Source organism: Streptomyces monticola (genome assembly GCF_042665355.1).
Taxonomy (GTDB): Bacteria; Actinomycetota; Actinomycetes; order Streptomycetales; family Streptomycetaceae; genus Streptomyces; species Streptomyces monticola.
The window spans coordinates 173,972-189,929 of sequence record NZ_JBHTCF010000001.1; the positions used below are offsets into that span (position 1 = coordinate 173,972).

15 protein-coding genes and 1 pseudogene are annotated in these 15,958 nt (G+C 70.8%); 12 read left to right on the forward strand and 4 right to left on the reverse strand.

Annotated features, from left to right (window positions below; translation table 11 throughout):
* Nucleotides 1-43 precede the first annotated feature (43 nt).
* Together ACFQVC_RS00710 and ACFQVC_RS00715 are read left to right on the forward strand one after the other, a co-directional pair.
* Nucleotides 44-442 (forward strand): OB-fold nucleic acid binding domain-containing protein, encoded by a 399-nt coding sequence (locus tag ACFQVC_RS00710; protein WP_381825240.1) that lies wholly within the window; start codon nucleotides 44-46, stop codon nucleotides 440-442.
* Between the two features lie 3 nt (nucleotides 443-445).
* Complete coding sequence (locus ACFQVC_RS00715; RefSeq protein WP_381825242.1) at nucleotides 446-1,312, forward strand: DUF3159 domain-containing protein; 867 nt, start codon at nucleotides 446-448, stop codon at nucleotides 1,310-1,312.
* A gap of 159 nt (nucleotides 1,313-1,471) precedes the next feature.
* Here ACFQVC_RS00715 and ACFQVC_RS00720 read toward each other — a convergent pair whose 3' ends face one another.
* Together ACFQVC_RS00720 and ACFQVC_RS00725 are read right to left on the reverse strand one after the other, a co-directional pair.
* On the reverse strand, nucleotides 1,472-2,140 hold the full coding sequence (locus ACFQVC_RS00720; RefSeq protein ID WP_381825244.1) for a potassium channel family protein: 669 nt from the start codon (nucleotides 2,138-2,140) through the stop codon (nucleotides 1,472-1,474).
* A complete protein-coding gene (locus tag ACFQVC_RS00725) occupies nucleotides 2,140-2,808 on the reverse strand; it encodes a potassium channel family protein (RefSeq protein ID WP_381825246.1) in 669 nt (222 codons plus the stop codon). Before ACFQVC_RS00725 ends, ACFQVC_RS00720 begins: the two co-directional genes overlap by 1 nt.
* 154 nt (nucleotides 2,809-2,962) lie before the next feature.
* Between ACFQVC_RS00725 and ACFQVC_RS00730 the strand changes: the two genes are divergently transcribed.
* From ACFQVC_RS00730 to ACFQVC_RS00740, 3 genes are all read left to right on the forward strand, one after another.
* Nucleotides 2,963-5,026: an APC family permease gene (locus tag ACFQVC_RS00730; protein WP_381825248.1), complete on the forward strand. Its 2,064-nt coding sequence runs from the start codon at nucleotides 2,963-2,965 to the stop codon at nucleotides 5,024-5,026.
* A gap of 170 nt (nucleotides 5,027-5,196) precedes the next feature.
* Nucleotides 5,197-6,525 (forward strand): class I SAM-dependent RNA methyltransferase, encoded by a 1,329-nt coding sequence (locus ACFQVC_RS00735; protein ID WP_381825250.1) that lies wholly within the window; start codon nucleotides 5,197-5,199, stop codon nucleotides 6,523-6,525.
* Nucleotides 6,526-6,614: 89 nt separating this feature from the next.
* A complete protein-coding gene (locus ACFQVC_RS00740) occupies nucleotides 6,615-7,199 on the forward strand; it encodes a TetR/AcrR family transcriptional regulator (RefSeq protein WP_381825252.1) in 585 nt (194 codons plus the stop codon).
* 13 nt (nucleotides 7,200-7,212) lie between these two features.
* Here the strand turns inward: ACFQVC_RS00740 and ACFQVC_RS00745 are convergent, their stop codons facing one another.
* A complete protein-coding gene (locus ACFQVC_RS00745) occupies nucleotides 7,213-8,256 on the reverse strand; it encodes a MerR family transcriptional regulator (RefSeq protein ID WP_381825254.1) in 1,044 nt (347 codons plus the stop codon).
* Nucleotides 8,257-8,567: 311 nt separating this feature from the next.
* Entirely contained in the window at nucleotides 8,568-8,972 is a 405-nt protein-coding gene (locus ACFQVC_RS00750) for a nuclear transport factor 2 family protein (RefSeq protein ID WP_381825256.1), read from the reverse strand.
* Nucleotides 8,973-9,055: 83 nt separating this feature from the next.
* Between ACFQVC_RS00750 and ACFQVC_RS00755 the strand changes: the two are divergent.
* From ACFQVC_RS00755 to ACFQVC_RS00785, 7 genes and pseudogenes are all read left to right on the forward strand, one after another.
* Nucleotides 9,056-9,616 (forward strand): annotated as a pseudogene (locus tag ACFQVC_RS00755) (PadR family transcriptional regulator); the annotation flags it as partial.
* 119 nt (nucleotides 9,617-9,735) lie between these two features.
* Entirely contained in the window at nucleotides 9,736-10,503 is a 768-nt protein-coding gene (locus ACFQVC_RS00760) for an SGNH/GDSL hydrolase family protein (RefSeq protein ID WP_381825258.1), read from the forward strand.
* 352 nt (nucleotides 10,504-10,855) lie between these two features.
* Nucleotides 10,856-12,238 (forward strand): family 2B encapsulin nanocompartment shell protein, encoded by a 1,383-nt coding sequence (locus ACFQVC_RS00765; protein WP_381825260.1) that lies wholly within the window; start codon nucleotides 10,856-10,858, stop codon nucleotides 12,236-12,238.
* A gap of 88 nt (nucleotides 12,239-12,326) precedes the next feature.
* Complete coding sequence (locus tag ACFQVC_RS00770; RefSeq protein WP_381825262.1) at nucleotides 12,327-13,745, forward strand: SufS family cysteine desulfurase; 1,419 nt, start codon at nucleotides 12,327-12,329, stop codon at nucleotides 13,743-13,745.
* 128 nt (nucleotides 13,746-13,873) lie between these two features.
* Nucleotides 13,874-14,263, forward strand: coding sequence for a cell division protein SepF (locus ACFQVC_RS00775; RefSeq protein ID WP_381825264.1), 390 nt, complete (start codon nucleotides 13,874-13,876; stop codon nucleotides 14,261-14,263).
* A 55-nt stretch (nucleotides 14,264-14,318) separates the two neighbouring features.
* Nucleotides 14,319-15,584, forward strand: coding sequence for an AAA family ATPase (locus ACFQVC_RS00780; protein ID WP_381825266.1), 1,266 nt, complete (start codon nucleotides 14,319-14,321; stop codon nucleotides 15,582-15,584).
* The gene (locus ACFQVC_RS00785; protein WP_381825268.1) at nucleotides 15,581-15,943 is read left to right on the forward strand and encodes a nucleotide pyrophosphohydrolase; all 363 of its coding nucleotides are present in this window, start codon (nucleotides 15,581-15,583) and stop codon (nucleotides 15,941-15,943) included. The genes ACFQVC_RS00780 and ACFQVC_RS00785 overlap by 4 nt, the downstream gene beginning before the upstream one ends.
* Nucleotides 15,944-15,958: the final 15 nt, after the last annotated feature.

Sequence of the window (15,958 nt, forward strand, 5' to 3'; positions counted from 1 at the left end):
CCGGCCTTGATCCGGTGTCGGTGGGCCCCGGTACGCTTCCTGTATGAGTGCTGTTCCTCGTTCAGAAAAGCCGGCAGGCCGGTTCCGCCGGATGCTTGACCGGCTGTCCTCGTCGCAGGAGGAGCTGGATTCGGAGGAGCTCCGTGAGGACGCCGAGACGGCAGGCTGCATTCGCATCGGCGACTGCCACGACCGCCAGGTAGTCACCGTTACTGGTACCTTGCGCACGGTCACGCTGCGCCCACGCGCAGGCGTCCCCGCCCTGGAGGCCGAGCTGTTCGACGGCTCCGCCGCCCTGGACGTGGTGTGGCTCGGCAGACGCTCCATAGTGGGTATAGAACCGGGGCGCAGGCTGATTGCATCGGGCCGGATCTCGATGAGCCGGGGCCGCCGGGTGCTCTTCAACCCGAAGTACGAACTCAGACCGCTTGGACGGGAGTAGCCGGTGACGTCTGTCGACAAGCCGACCGACCACACCACCCCGGGACAGGCCGGCGGGCCTGACGGTCAGGCCGGAGCGCCCGGTGGCGACGCGAAGTCCGCCGACGGCGGTTCGAAGGCCGTGACCGAGGCCGCGCTCTTCGAGGCGTTCGGCGGCCTGCGGGGAATGGTGGAGACGGTCCTTCCCGGACTGCTCTTCGTCACGATCTACACGATCAACAAAGACCTGCATCTCTCGGCGATCGCGGCCCTGGGTGTGTCCCTGCTGCTCGTCGTGGTGCGCCTGGTCATGAGGGACACCGTCAAGCACGCCTTCAGCGGTGTCTTCGGTGTCGCCTTCGGTGTGGTCTTCGCGATGATGACCGGGAACGCCAAGGACTTCTATCTGCCCGGCATGCTCTACACCCTCGGCCTGGGCATCGCCTACATCGTGACGACCCTCGCCGGCGCCCCGCTGATCGGCCTGATCCTGGGCCCGGTCTTCAAGGAGAACCTCTCCTGGCGCACCCGCAACCCGGGCCGCAAGAAGGCCTACGCGAAGGCCAGTTACGCCTGGGGCGCGATCCTGCTCGCCAAGTGCGCGATCCTCTTCCCGCTGTACTGGTGGGCGGACACCGAGCAGCTCGGCTGGGTCCTGGTCGCGCTCAAGATCCCGCCGTTCCTGCTGGCCGTCTGGCTGACCTGGGTCTTCCTCGCCAAGGCGCCGGCGCCGATCGATGTCTTCGCCGAGATGGAGGCGGCCGAGGCCGCCGAGAAGGCGGAGAAGGAGCGCAAGAAGACCGAGGCGGCGTTCGGCGAGCAGATGGCGCCTGTGGTGGACGAGACGCTGCAGCGGCTGGTCGAGGACCAGCCGAAGCACCGTAAGTCATAGCTCTTACGGCCCTTACGGCCCTTACGGCCCTTACGAGGGTGCTGACGCGCCCCGCGCCGCAGGGCCGCAGCAAACGGAAAAACGGAGAAGGGGCCCGGAACCAACAGGTTCCGGGCCCCTTTCGCGTATCGCTCGCTACGACGCCCGTCAGGGCGCCCGCTACGACTCCTTGCGTACCGAAAGGAGGTCTTCCAGCTGCTCCTCGCGGGCCTGCGCGGCCACGAACAAGAGCTCGTCGCCCGCCTCCAGGGAGTCCTCGACCGTGGGGGCGAGTACCCGCGTGCCACGGATGATCGTCACCAGCGAGGTGTCCTCGGGCCACTGGATGTCGCCGATCGTCGTGCCCGCGAGGGCCGACTCCGGCGGCAGGGTCAGCTCGACCAGGTTGGCGTCGCCGTGGCTGAAGCGCAGCAGCCGCACCAGGTCACCGACGCTGACGGCCTCCTCGACCAGGGCCGACATCAGACGCGGCGTGGAGACCGCGACGTCGACGCCCCAGGACTCGTTGAACAGCCATTCGTTCTTGGGGTTGTTGACCCGGGCGACGACGCGCGGAACGCCGTACTCGGTCTTCGCGAGCAGCGAGACGACCAGGTTGACCTTGTCGTCGCCGGTCGCGGCGATCACGACGTTGCAGCGCTGCAGCGCCGCCTCGTCCAGGGACGTGATCTCGCAGGCGTCGGCAAGGAGCCACTCGGCCTGCGGCACCCGCTCCACCGAGATGGCGGTCGGGGCCTTGTCGACGAGGAGCACCTCGTGCCCGTTCTCCAGGAGCTCACCCGCGATGGAGCGGCCGACGGCGCCTGCTCCGGCAATGGCGACGCGCATCAGTGACCGCCCTCCTCAGGGCCCTCGGCGAACGCCGCTTCGACCTTCTCGACCTCGTCGGTGCGCATCATCACGTGCACCAGGTCGCCTTCCTGCAGCACCGTCTGGGACGTCGGCAGGATCGCCTCGCCCAGGCGGGTGACGAAGGCGACGCGGACGCCGGTCTCCTCCTGCAGCTTGCTGATCTTGTGCCCGACCCAGGAGCTCGAGGCATGCACCTCGGCGAGCTGGACCCCGCCGGTGGGGTCGCGCCACAGCGGCTCGGCTCCGGAGGGCAGCAGCCTGCGCAGCATCTGGTCGGCGGTCCAGCGGACCGTCGCGACGGTCGGGATGCCGAGGCGCTGGTAGACCTCGGCGCGGCGCGGGTCGTAGATACGGGCCGCGACGTTCTCGATGCCGAACATCTCGCGGGCCACCCGGGCGGCGATGATGTTCGAGTTGTCGCCGCTGCTGACGGCGGCGAAGGCGCCGGCTTCTTCGATGCCCGCTTCGCGCAGGGTGTCCTGGTCGAAGCCGACGCCGGTCACGCGGCGCCCGCCGAAGCCGGAGCCCAGTCGGCGGAAGGCCGTGGGGTCCTGGTCGACCACCGCGACCGTATGCCCCTGCTGCTCCAGGGTCTGCGCGAGTGCTGCTCCCACTCGACCGCAGCCCATGATGACGATGTGCACGACCGTCCTTCCGGCTGGCGTAAGTCAAATACTGCTGATGTGACCTTGATGGGCCTTTGTCTCAGGCTTAACAGGGTCTCAGACAGAGGCACAAGCTACACAGTCGCGGGAGGCGGGTGGGCGGGCCCCCTCATGACCGCTTACGATCCTCTGCGTGTCCAAACTGACCGACGTGCCCAAACGCATCCTCATCGGGCGCGCACTGCGCAGCGACCGGCTGGGAGAAACGCTCCTTCCGAAGCGCATCGCGCTTCCTGTGTTCGCGTCCGACCCGCTCTCCTCGGTGGCGTACGCGCCGGGAGAAGTGCTCCTCGTGCTCTCGATCGCGGGTGTGTCGGCCTATCACTTCAGCCCGTGGATCGCGGTCGCGGTCGTCGTGCTCATGTTCACGGTGGTGGCGTCCTACCGCCAGAACGTGCACGCCTACCCGAGCGGTGGCGGTGACTACGAGGTCGCGAACACCAACCTCGGCCCCAAGGCGGGACTGACCGTCGCGAGCGCCCTGCTCGTCGACTATGTCCTCACCGTCGCCGTGTCGATCTCCTCGGGCATCGAGAACCTGGGCTCCGCGGTCCCGTTCGTCGTAGAGAACAAGGTGCTCTGCGCCGTAGCCGTCATCGTGCTTCTGACGCTGATGAACCTGCGCGGCGTGAAGGAGTCCGGGAAGCTCTTCGCGATTCCGACGTACGTCTTCGTGACCGGCGTCTTCCTGCTGATCGCCTGGGGCGCCTTCCGCGGCCTGGTCCTCGGCGACACCATGCACGCCCCCACCTCCGACCTGGAGATCAAGCCCGAGCACCAGGGCCTCGCGGGCTTCGCGCTCGTGTTCCTGCTCCTGCGCGCCTTCTCCTCCGGCTGTGCGGCGCTCACCGGTGTCGAGGCGATCAGCAACGGCGTCCCCGCGTTCCGCAAGCCCAAGTCGAAGAACGCGGCGACCACGCTCGCCCTCATGGGCGGCCTGGCCGTGACCATGTTCTGCGGCATCATCGCGCTCGCGCTCGCGACGAATGTACGGATGGCCGAGCAGCCCGCGCACGATCTGCTGCGCGACGGGCAGCCCGTCGGCTCCGGCTATGTCCAGGACCCGGTGATCTCACAGGTCGCGGCGGCCGTCTTCGGGCAGGGCACGTTCTTCTTCATCCTGCTCGCCACGGCCACGGCGCTCGTTCTCTTCCTGGCCGCGAACACCGCGTACAACGGCTTCCCGCTGCTCGGCTCGATCCTCGCGCAGGACCGCTATCTGCCGCGCCAGCTGCACACCCGCGGCGACCGCCTGGCGTTCTCCAACGGCATCGTGCTGCTCGCGGGCGCCGCGGGACTGCTCGTCTGGATCTACGGTGCGGACTCCACCAAGCTGATCCAGCTCTACATCGTCGGCGTCTTCGTCTCCTTCACGCTCAGCCAGACCGGCATGGTGCGGCACTGGAACCGCCATCTGCGCGCCGAGAAGGACCCCGCCAAGCGCCGCCACATGATCCGCTCGCGTGCGATCAACGCGTTCGGCGCCTTCTTCACCGGGCTCGTCCTGGTCGTCGTCCTGATCACCAAGTTCACGCACGGCGCCTGGGTCGCGCTGCTCGGCATGGTGATCTTCTACGCGACGATGAGCGCGATCCGCCGCCACTACGACCGTGTGGCCGAGGAGATCGCCGCCCCCGAGGGCCCCTCCGACGACAGCGTCCGTCCGTCGCGGGTGCACTCCATCGTCCTGGTCTCCAAGCTCCACCGGCCGACGCTGCGCGCCATCGCGTACGCCAAGCTGATGCGCAGCGACACCCTGGAGGCGCTCAGCATCAATGTGGACTCGGCGGAGACCAAGGCCCTCAAGGAGGAGTGGGAGCAGCGCGGTATCTCCGTCCCGCTGAAGATCCTCGACTCCCCGTACCGCGAGATCACCCGCCCGATCATCGACTACGTCAAGGGCCTGCGCCGTGAGTCGCCGCGGGACGCGGTCAGCGTGATCATTCCCGAGTACGTGGTGGGCCACTGGTACGAGCATCTGCTGCACAACCAGAGCGCGCTCAGGCTCAAGGGCCGGCTGCTCTTCACGCCGGGCGTCATGGTGACCTCCGTGCCCTACCAGCTGGACTCCGCCGAGGCCGCGAAGAAGCGCGCCCGCAGGCGGCAGGACTGGAACGCGCCCGGCGCGGTACGCCGTGGCCCGGTCGAGGGCGGCGGCAAGGCGAAGGCGCCGGGCGGCAACAAGCAGTCGTCGTAGCGGTCGGCGCCGCCGGGTCGTAGCCGGTTCGCAGTCGGTTCGCGGCCGTTGGTCGCAGCCGGTGTCGTAGTCAGGGGCCTTTGGTCGCGGTGAGCGGCCGGGCGACAGCCACGTAGACTGGTGGGCTGTTGTCCGGCCGCTTTCCCCTTACGTACTGGAGCCCTCCCGCCATGCAGGCAGAACCGAAGAAATCGCTGGTGGGGGAGGAGTACGAGGTCGAGGTCGGCCCCGTCGCCCACGGCGGCCACTGCATCGCCCGTACGTCAGAGGGCCGCGTGCTCTTCGTACGTCACACGCTGCCCGGCGAGAAGGTCGTGGCGCGGGTGACCGAGGGCGAGGAGGACTCCCGCTATCTGCGTGCCGACGCGGTCGAGATCCTCGACCCCGCCAAGGACCGCATCGTGGCCCCCTGCCCCTACGCCGGTCCCGGGCGCTGCGGCGGCTGCGACTGGCAGCACGCCAAGCCCGGCGCCCAGCGCCGCCTCAAGGGCGAGGTACTCACCGAGCAGCTGCAGCGTCTCGCCGGGCTCACCCCCGAGGAGGCGGGCTGGGACGGCACGGTCATGCCCGCCGACGGTGACAAGCTGCCCGCCGGCGAGGTCCCGGCCTGGCGCACGCGCGTGCAGTTCGCGGTCGACGACGAGGGGCGCGCGGGTCTGCGACGGCACCGTTCGCACGAGGTCGAGCCCATCGACCACTGCATGATCGCCGCCGAGGGAGTCTCCGAACTCGGCATCCAGGAGCGCGACTGGTCCGGCATGGCGTCGGTCGACGCGATCGCGGCGACCGGTTCCCAGGACCGCCAGGTGATCCTCACCCCGCGCCCCGGCGCCCGCCTCCCCATCGTCGAACTCGACCGTCCCGTCTCGGTGATGAGGGTCGGCGAGAAGGACGGCGGCGTGCACCGTGTCCACGGCCGTCCCTTCGTGCGTGAGCGCGCCGACGGCCGCACCTACCGCGTCGGCAGCGGCGGCTTCTGGCAGGTGCACCCGAAGGCGGCCGACACCCTGGTCCTCGCCGTGATGCAGGGCCTGCTGCCCCGCAAGGGCGAGACGGCCCTCGACCTGTACTGCGGCGTCGGCCTGTTCGCCGGAGCGATCGCCGACCGCGTCGGCGAGACCGGCGCGGTCCTCGGCATCGAGTCGGGCAAGCGCGCGGTGGAGGACGCGGAGTGGAATCTGCGCGACTTCGACCGCGTCCGCATCGAGCAGGGCAAGGTCGAGTCGGTCCTGCCGCGCACCGGCATCACCGATGTCGACCTGATCGTCCTCGACCCGCCGCGTGCGGGCGCGGGCAAGGCCACGGTGCGCCACCTGTCGGGCCTCGGCGCCCGGCGTATCGCCTACGTGGCCTGCGACCCGGCGGCGCTGGCACGGGACTTGGCGTACTTCCAGGAGGGCGGATACCGGGTGCGGACGCTGCGGGCGTTCGATCTGTTTCCGATGACGCATCATCTGGAGTGCGTGGCGATTCTGGAGCCTGCTGGTAAGGGCGCCTGAACTGGGGTTTGCTCGTGCGCGTCATGGGTGACTCCAGGTCTGGGCGCGGAAGAAGGCCGTGGACGTCATAGCCAGAGGGGAGTGCGCCGGTGGCCAGGAGCAGTGCGCCGTCGCGTGAGCGGATCGTGGCCGGTGCCGCCGACATGATCAGCCGCCGCGGTCTGAGCGCGACGAGCATCCGGGAGATGGCCAAGCACGCCAAGGCGCCGCTCGGTTCGACGTATCACTACTTCCCCGAGGGCAAGCAGCAGCTGGCGACGGAGGCCGTCCGTTTTACGGGCGAGTGGGTCGCGCAGAGCTTGCGCAAGGAGCTGGAGGCGGGCCCGGCGGCCGGACTGAGTGCCTTCCTGGCGTTGTGGCGGAAGATCGTCGTCGAGAGCGACTTCCATGCGGGCTGCCCCGTGCTGGCCGTGGCCATCGAGGAGCCGCCCGCTGATGACGTTCCGCCCGCCCTGGCCGCCGCGGCTGAGGTCTTCGAGCAGTGGGAGGGCCTGCTCGCCGATTCACTGCGGGAGCACGGCGCCGAGCGGGGGCAGGCCGCGCAGCTCGCGACGCTCATCGTCGCCGCGGTCGAGGGGACGGTGGCCATGTGCCGCGCCAAGCGCAGTACGCGGCCGCTCGATCAGGTCGCCGAGCAGTTGCAGGCCCTCATCGCCGCCGCGACCGGAAGCTGACCCTGCCCTGCGCTCACGCCCCGAGTGCGGTGCGGACCGCCTTGGCCTTCTCCTCCGTGAACACGCCGCTCTCCAGGAGCGAGAGCACGGACAGCACACCGCCGCTGGAGCCCCAGCTGCCCTCGTCGATCACGCGGAAGTTGACCCACCAGGCGCGCGACGGCTTCGCCAGGCCGCAGGCGTCGGCCAGGGCGGCAAGGAGGCGCTCGATGACCGCCGTCCGCACCTCCTGACGCCAGTCGCCGTCCATCACCGCCACGTCGATCACCATGACGTCGAGGCCCGGGCCGGTGTCCGCGAGGAGCCGTCCGCCGATGGCCGTCATGTCCGCCTCCTCGAGTGCCTGGGGCGGGACCGCCGCGCCGAACATCCGCACGGCCAGGCCGCGCCCGGCCAGTACGGCGGTGAGGGCCTCCAGGGCGAGGGTGTGTTCCTCGCCCGGTACGCAGGCCAGCAGGGCGATGTCCGTGGCCGGCCGACGGACGGGTGCGTCGAGCACCGCGCGGCGCAGGGAGCTCGACACGTGCCAGGACAGCAGGTGCTCCACTTCGACGTAGGGCTCTCCCTCCGTCTCCCGCTTGCGGCCCACCGCGTGCAGCGTCGGCATCAGTACGTCGTTCCAGGCGCCGGCCAGGCCGTAGTCGTCGATCGCCGCCGTCACCAGGTCCTGGACCGCCGGTGCGTCGAGTCTTGTGGCGGCGCGGGACAGGCCACGGCGCCGGTGCAGTGCGTCCGCCGGGTCCGCGAAGGGCGGGGGAGCGGCGGTCCGGACCGCCGGTTGTGCGGCGGGAGCCGGGGACTTGCGGGCCGTGGTCAGGGCTGAGCGGGCCGCTTCCGCCGGGGGTACCCCGGAGTTCGTCAGGCGCTGCATGTGCTCCAGTACGGCGAGGTCGGCGGCGGTCCAGCGCCGGTGCCGGCCGCTGTCGCGGGTCGCGGGGCCGATGCCGTAGCGGCTCTCCCAGGAGCGCAGTGTCGTCGGGGCCACGCCGAAGCGCCGTGCCACGGCGCCGGTGGTGAAGGCCGATCCGGCCTCAAGAGGGTCGGCGGATGCGTCCATGCCGCACAGAATATGACGCATCAACGACGCACGTTGCCAAGCGAGTTGAGGTCGAGAATGCTCTGCCCGGGCGCAAGAAGTGCTGGTGCGCCCGGAGCAGTGAAGTCCCCCGAGGCCGCGGAACCCCCGAGCCGCGGCCTCGGGGACGACCTCTGCGGGAGATGGTGGTCGCGGGGTGCGAACGCGCTGTCGGTGGCGCGTTGGCGCTCCGCGCCCGCCGCGCGGATCCTGCTCGTCACGGCCGGTCCTGGCTCCCTACCTGGATCCTGCTCGTCACGGCCGGTCCTGGCTCCCTACCTGGATCCTGCTCGTCACGGCCGGTCCTGGCTCCCCGCCGCTTCGCGTTCCACCCGCTCGAACTCAGCGCCCATCGCCGCCGCCAGCGCCTGAGCCGCGCTCAACGGGCGGACCATGACCGTGAGTTCGGTGATACGGCCGGTGTCGTCCGTGCGGAGGAAGTCGCAGCCCTCTATCTGCTTGTCGCCGACCCGCGCGGTGAAGACCAGGGCGCTGTCATAGCCGTTCGCGTCATTGATCTCGCGTACGTAGCGGAAGTCCTCGAAGACGTGGGAGGCGCCGCGCAGGATCGCGGCGGTGATGGCCTTGCCCGGGTAGGGGCGGAAGACGACCGGGCTGGTGAAGACCACGTCGTCGGCCAGGAGTGCCTCGACGGCGGTGTGGTCGCCTGCTTCTACTGCTTTGCGGAAAGCGTGCATGGTTCTGCCCCTGCCCTCGGCTGTATAGTCAATTTGTTGTGTAGGTGCGGATGACAGTAATCGTGGCGTGACGAGGTGTCCAGGTGTCGCTCAAGTACGCAGTTCTCGCAGCCCTGTTGGACGGAGAGGCCTCGGGGTACGACCTGGCGAAGATCTTCGATGTGTCGGTGGCCAACTTCTGGGCGGCCACTCCGCAGCAGCTCTATCGCGAGCTCGACCGTCTCGCCGGGGACGGGCTGATCCACGCGCGCGTGGTGACGCAGGAACGCCGGCCCAACAAGCGGATGTTCACGCTCACCGACGCCGGACGCCGTGACCTCGCCGATTTCACCGCCGAGGCGCCGCGACCCACCGCCGTACGGGATGAGCTGATGGTCAAGGTCCTTGCCGTGGACGACGGTGATGTCGCCGAGGTGCGCGGGTGGATCGCGGAGCGGATGGAGTGGGCGCGGGGGAAGCTCGCGCGGTACGAGCGGGTGCGGGAGTGGCTGCTCGACGGGCGCAGCGAGGCGGAGCATCTGCGGGATGCCGCGCGGGTGGGGCCGTATCTGTCACTGATGCGCGGGCGGGCCTTCGAGGAGGAGACGGTGCGGTGGGGGGAGTGGGCGCTCGGCGTTCTCGAGGCGCGCGCCGATGCGACTGAAGCCCGTGGCGCCGAGGTCCGTGGCGCCGAGGCTCGTGGCGCCGAGGTCCGTGGCGCCGAGGTCCGTGGCGCCGAGGTCCGTGGCGTCGAAGCTCGTGTGACGGAAGAAGGGGGACGGTGATGGGCGGGCCGTATCTGCGCTATGTGGCTCTGGGGGACAGTCAGACCGAGGGCGTGGGGGACGGGGATGATCTGACGGGCCTGCGGGGGTGGGCGGACCGTCTCGCCGAGCGGCTCGGCGGCCTCGATTCCGGGGTGCTGTACGCCAACCTGGCCGTGCGCGGGCGGCTCGCCGGGCAGGTGCGGGCGGAGCAGGTGGCGCCCGCGCTCGCCCTGCGGCCCGATCTCGTGACCGTCGTCGCGGGGGTCAACGATGTGCTGCGGCCGCGGTTCGACGCCGATGAGGTGGGCGCGGAACTGGAGGCGATGTTCGCGGCGTTCACCGGGGCGGGGGCGTGCGTGGCGACCGTGACGCTGCCCGACATGGGGCGGCTCGTGCCGCTCGCGCGGCCGCTCGCGGGCCGTGTGCTCGCCCTCAACAGCCGGGTGCGGGAGGCCGCTTCGCGGCACGGGGTCGTGGTCACCGAGGCCGAGGCGTACGCGGAGGCGCTCACCGACCCCCGGTTGTGGAGCCCCGACCGGCTGCAACGGATCGCCGCCGCCTTCGCCCACGCCCTCGGCCTGCCCGGCAGCGACGACTCCTGGACCCGGCCGCTGCCGCCACCCGCGGTACCCGTGCCGGCCGGCCGGCGCGCGGCGGCGGCCGAGGCGCGGTGGGCGGCCGCGTTCCTCGGGCCGTGGCTCGGCAGACGCCTGAAGGGGCGCTCGTCGGGGGAGGGGCGGGTCGCGAAGCGGCCTCAGTTCGCGCCGGCCGCGGCTCGTCCGTGAGGGGGTTGTGGGGCGGCCTGTGCACCCCCGCCCGCAGGCGGCGCGGCGATCCGGCCGACCCACCACCCACCCCACTGCCCGCCTCGCCCATAAGCGGTGCTTTCGGGATCACATAGGGGCAGTTTCGGGCTGATTCCGGTCGTTCGGCGGGAGTTTGAGAGGGGCTCAGATCGGTGGAGCCCAGTACTGGCGGGCGCAGGGCGTTCAATTCCGGCCCGTTCCGATCTCGTACGGACAAATCGCATCTTGTGGACGTCGTGCCGCGAGCCGAGGATCAGGGCTCGTTCACGGCGTGACGGAGCGTCCCCGCACGGCCTCGTCGCGTCTCGCGCCCTTCGTCGAGGAGGCTCCAGTGACCGACCGACTCTCCCTCAGCCCCGATGCCGCACGGCAGTTGGCGACGACCACCAAGACCGTCCCGCAGATGCGCGGCATCACCCCGCGTTATCTGCTGCGCGCCCTGCCCTGGGTGGACGTCGAGTCCGGCGTGTACCGCGTCAACCGGCGCCGTACCTACGTCCTGGGCGACGACCGCATCAGCACGCACACCGACAGCGGCTCGGCCCGTGTCGTACCCGGCGACTTACGCGAGATCCCGTATCTGCGCGAGGCCGACGACGCCCTGCTGGGCGAGCTCGCCGACGCCTTCACCGAAGTGACCTTCGAGGCCGGCCAGGTCCTCGCCCAGGAGGGCGACCCCGCCGACCGGCTCTGGGTCCTCGTCCAGGGCCGCGCCGAGAAGCGTGTCACCGGGCGGTACGGCGACGAAGCGCTGCTCGAAGTCATCGGCGACGGCCAGTACTTCGACCTCGAGGCCTGGACCCGCTCCGAGCCCATGCCGTACCGCGTCCAGGCCCTCACGCCCGGCACCGCCCTGTGCGCCGAACGCAGTGCGCTCGCCCGCCTGGTCGACCGCGACGAAGGGCTGCGGGACGCGGTCGAGGCGTACAGCACCGGTGACGGTGTCGTGCCCGGCTCCGAGGTGCCCGTGGACCTCACCTCCGGGCACATCGGCGAGCCCGATCTGCCGGGAACGTACGTCGACTACGAGGACACACCGCGCGAGTACCACATGACGCTCGCCCAGACCGTGTTGCGCGTCCACACCCGAGTCGCCGACCTCTACAACGGGCCCATCGACCAGACCCGCGCCCAGTCCAACCTCACCATCGCCGCGCTGCGCGAGCGCCAGGAGGCGGCGCTCCTCAACCACCCCTCGTTCGGCCTGTTCAACAACGTCGGCCCGGGGCAGCGCGTACAGACCCGCACCGGTGCGCCCACCCCCGACGACCTCGACGAACTCCTCGCCAAGGTGTGGAAGCAGCCCGGCTACTTCCTCGCCCACCCGCGCGCCATCGCCGCGTTCGGCCGCGAATGCACCCGCCGTGGCGTGCCCCCGGTCACCGACTCCCGCTTCGGCAGCCCGCTGCTGACCTGGCGCGGTGTGCCGCTCCTGCCCTCCGACAAGGTGCGCTTCAGCGGCGGCCCCGGTGTCGGCACGACGGAGATCCTGCTGATGCGGATGGGCGAGGCGGAACAGGGCGTGGTGGGTCTGCGGCCCTCGTCCGTGCCCGACGAGGCCGAACCGGGCCTGTCCATGCGGAACATGGGCGTCGACAACAAGGGCATCACCTCGTACCTGATGACGGCGTACTTCAACACCGCGGTGCTGGTCGAGGACGCCATCGCCGTACTCCAGAACGTCGAGGTGTCCAAGTACCATGACTACTCCTGACGTTCAGAACGGCCTCAGCGCCCTCAGTGGCCTTGGTGGCCACAGCGGTCTCAGCGGTCTCAGCGCTCCGGGGCAGGGGGTGCCGGGCGTGCCCGGGGTCCACGCCGGGACGCCGACGGCCGCCGTCCCCGCCGAGACGGAGGCGCCGAGCGTCACCGCCCCCGCCACTGCCGCCCCCACCACGGTCCCCGCCCGCCAACCCGGCGGCTTCTCGCCCGAGATGGCCCGTCAGGACATTCCCATCCTGCATCGCACCGTCAACGGCCACCCCTTGGTCTGGCTGGACAACGCCGCCACCACCCAGAAGCCCCGGCAGGTCATCGAGGCGCTCGGCGCGTTCTACGGCGCCGCCAACTCCAACATCCACCGCGGCGCGCACACCATGGCGCGCGAGGCCACCGAGATGTACGAGGCCGGGCGCGCCGCCGTCGCCGGCTTCCTGGGCGCGGAGTCACCGCAGAGCATCGTGTTCGTACGCGGCACCACCGAGGCGGTCAATCTCGTCGCCCAGAGCTGGGGCCGGGCCAATCTCGGACCCGGCGACGACATCCTCGTGCCGGTGCTCGAGCACCACTCGGACATCGTGCCGTGGCAGATGGTGGCCAAGGAGACCCGGGCCAGGATCGTGCCCGTACCGCTCACCGCGGACGGCGAGATCGACCAGGACGCCTACGCCGACCTGCTCTCGTACCGTACGCAGCTGGTCGTCATCAGCCACGCATCGAACGTCCTCGGCACCGTGCCGCCGGTCCGTGAGATGACCGCGCTCGCGCACCGCTACGGCGCCAGGGTCCTGGTCGACGGCGCCCAGGCGGTGGCCCATTTCCCCGTCGACGTACAGGAGTTGGGCGCGGACTTCTACGCCTTCTCCGGGCACAAGCTGTTCGCCCCGACCGGCATCGGCGCGCTCTACGCCAAGCCGGAGCTGCTGGCCACCATGAGCCCCTGGCAGGGCGGCGGCAACATGATCGAGTCGGTGGAGTTCGCCCGGACGACCTTCGCGCCCGCGCCCCATCTGATGGAGGCGGGCACGGGGCACATCTCCGGTGTGGTCGGGCTGCTCGCCGCCCTGAACTGGCTGACGTCCTTCGACCGGGCGGCGGTCTCGGCGTACGAGGAGAGTCTGCTGCGCTACGCCGAGAGCGCACTGTCCGCGGTGCCGGGCCTTGAGATCATCGGCGCGGCCCCGGAACGGATCGCCGTGCTCACCTTCACCCTCGCGGGCCAGGACCCGGGCACGGTCGCCGCCTGGCTCGACCGCGACGGCATCGCGATCCGTGCCGGACATCACTGCGCGCAGCCGGCGCTCGCCCATTACGGCCTGGAGGAGGCGGCCCGCGCCTCGTTCGCGCTCTACAACACCTCCGAGGAAGTGGACCAGTTGGCGGCTTCGCTGCGACGGCTGCAGGGCGGCGGCCGGAGCGGGCCGGGAAGTGGTCCCGGCGGCGGCCCCGGCGGTGATCCGGTCGGAGGGCCGGGAGGTCTGGGCGGTCCGGGCGCCGTCTGAAGGCTCCGCGGCCGGGTATCGCGTGGCGGCGCGGTGCCCGGCCGCCGTGTGTCGCATTGGGCCGATCGGGTGAGAAGGCGTAAGAATTGCCCGGTGCAGACAACCAGTGTGAGCCAGGGGTGGGGGCTTTGAACAGCCACGACGTCACCGATGAACAGTGGGAAGGGCTCGCCCAGGTCGTACCGCTGCGCAGCCGCAACGAATGGCCGTCCTGGCCGGGCCACCGAGGGCTGCCCGACGCCGAGACCGAGACCCGGCTCCGCTTCGTCGTGCTCCGGGTGAATGTGTTCGCCGACGCCCGCGAGGTCGCCGAGAACGTGATGGCGGAGACCCCGGTGCTGCTCGACCTGACCGGGGCGGAGCCCGAAGTCGCCAAGCGGGTCCTCGACTTCAGCAGCGGCGTCGTCCTCGGACTCGGCTGCGGCATGCACCGGGTCGACAAGAACGTCTTCCTGCTCGCCCCGCGCGGCATGGAAGTGCAGGACTTCGTCGGGGGCGCCGCCGTCCCCCGATCGTAGGAAGGCCGGGCGGGCGGAACGGTTCGCCGGGCGCCGCCCTGCATAGCGTCGAGGCATGACTGTGCTGAGCGAGCGGGGGCCCGCCGCGGACGATCCGAACGACTCGGCCGAATCGGCTGACTCGGCCGATTCGGCTGAACCGGCTGAACCGGCTGAACCGGCTGAATCAGCCGACTCGGCTGAACCGGGCGGGAGGGACGGCCGCTCCGGGCCCGTGCTCACCGGCCTTCGCCTCTCCGCCTTCAAGGCGCACCGGGGCGCGTTCCTTCCCCTCGGCCCCGTCACGCTCGTCGTGGGCCCGAGCGGCAGCGGCAAGACCAGTGCCTTCCAGGCGTACGAGGCGCTCGCGCGGCTCAGTTCCGGCGGCACGGCCGGCGAGGCCTTCCCCGACCCGGTGGCCTGTGTGCCGGAATGGGCCAGGCCCGACCGTCAGCGGCGGCGCGGATTCCGTATCGGCTGCACGGTCGACGGGCCCGCGGGACCCGTCGCCCTCGACCTCGCCGTGCAGGCCGAGCCCGAACTGCGCATCGTGGGCGAGCGGCTGACGGCCGGCGGGGTGGTGCTGCTCGAGTCGGCGCTGCGCGACCCCGCCCGGCGCACCGTCGAAGCGGCCTGGCACACCGCGGGCTCCACCCGGGTCACCAAGGCGCCGCTGCCGGACGACCGGCTCGGCACCGCGCTGCTCCCGCTGCGGGTCGCCGGTAAGACCGACGGCCAGCGGCGGGTGCTCGCCGCCGCTGAACAGGTCGTGGTGGCGTTGCGCTCGGTCTTCGGCTGCGATCCGCGGCCCGAGCGGATGCGGGCACCGGCACGGATCGGCGACGGACTGCTGCGCGGCGGCTGCGACAACCTCGCCGAGGTGCTGCGCCGCACCCGCGCGGAGTGCGGTTCGCGGCACGCGGCCCTGGTGTCGGAGGTACGCGCGGGCTGTGCGGGCCGCCTCGACGACGTACTGCCCGATGTGCTGGACGACGGCATGGTGCGCGCCGTCCTCGACCGCGGCTCCGGTCTCTTCCGTACGCCGGTGGAGCGGCTCGGTGACGGCGAGCTGAGGTTTCTGGCCCTGGCCCTCGTGCTGCTCACCGGGCCAGGGGTGCTCGCGGTCGACCCGGTCGCCGAGGTGCCGTCGGCCCTGCGGGCCCTGACGGTCCTCGCCGACGGGTTCGACCGCTGCCTCGACCGGGACCAGGCGCGGCGGCTGGTGGCGCTCGCGGCCGGGGTCGCGCGCGACCGCGGCCATGTCCGTCTGGTCGCGGCGGTGAGCGACGCGTCCTGGGCGCGGCGGCTCGACGGGGTGACGGTGGTAGACCTGGGACCGTGACGGAACGAGATGTGAGAGCACTGCAGCAGAGACTGGCCGACTTCGCCGAGGCGCGTGACTGGCAGCCCTACCACACCCCGAAGAACCTGGCGTCGGCACTGAGCGTGGAGGCGGCCGAACTGGTCGAGATCTTCCAGTGGTTGACGCCCGAGCAGTCGGCCAAGGTGATGGACGACCCCAAGTTCGCGCACCGCGTCACCGACGAAGTCGCAGATGTCCTCGCCTATTTGCTGCAGTTGTGTGAGGTGCTCGGCATCGACGCGCTGGAGGCGCTTGCAGCCAAGATCGACCGCAACGAGCAGCGCTTTCCGGTGGGTTCGGCCGAGCCGAAGATCCCTCGTCGTCACTCTGCGGAGTGATGGATATATCCACAG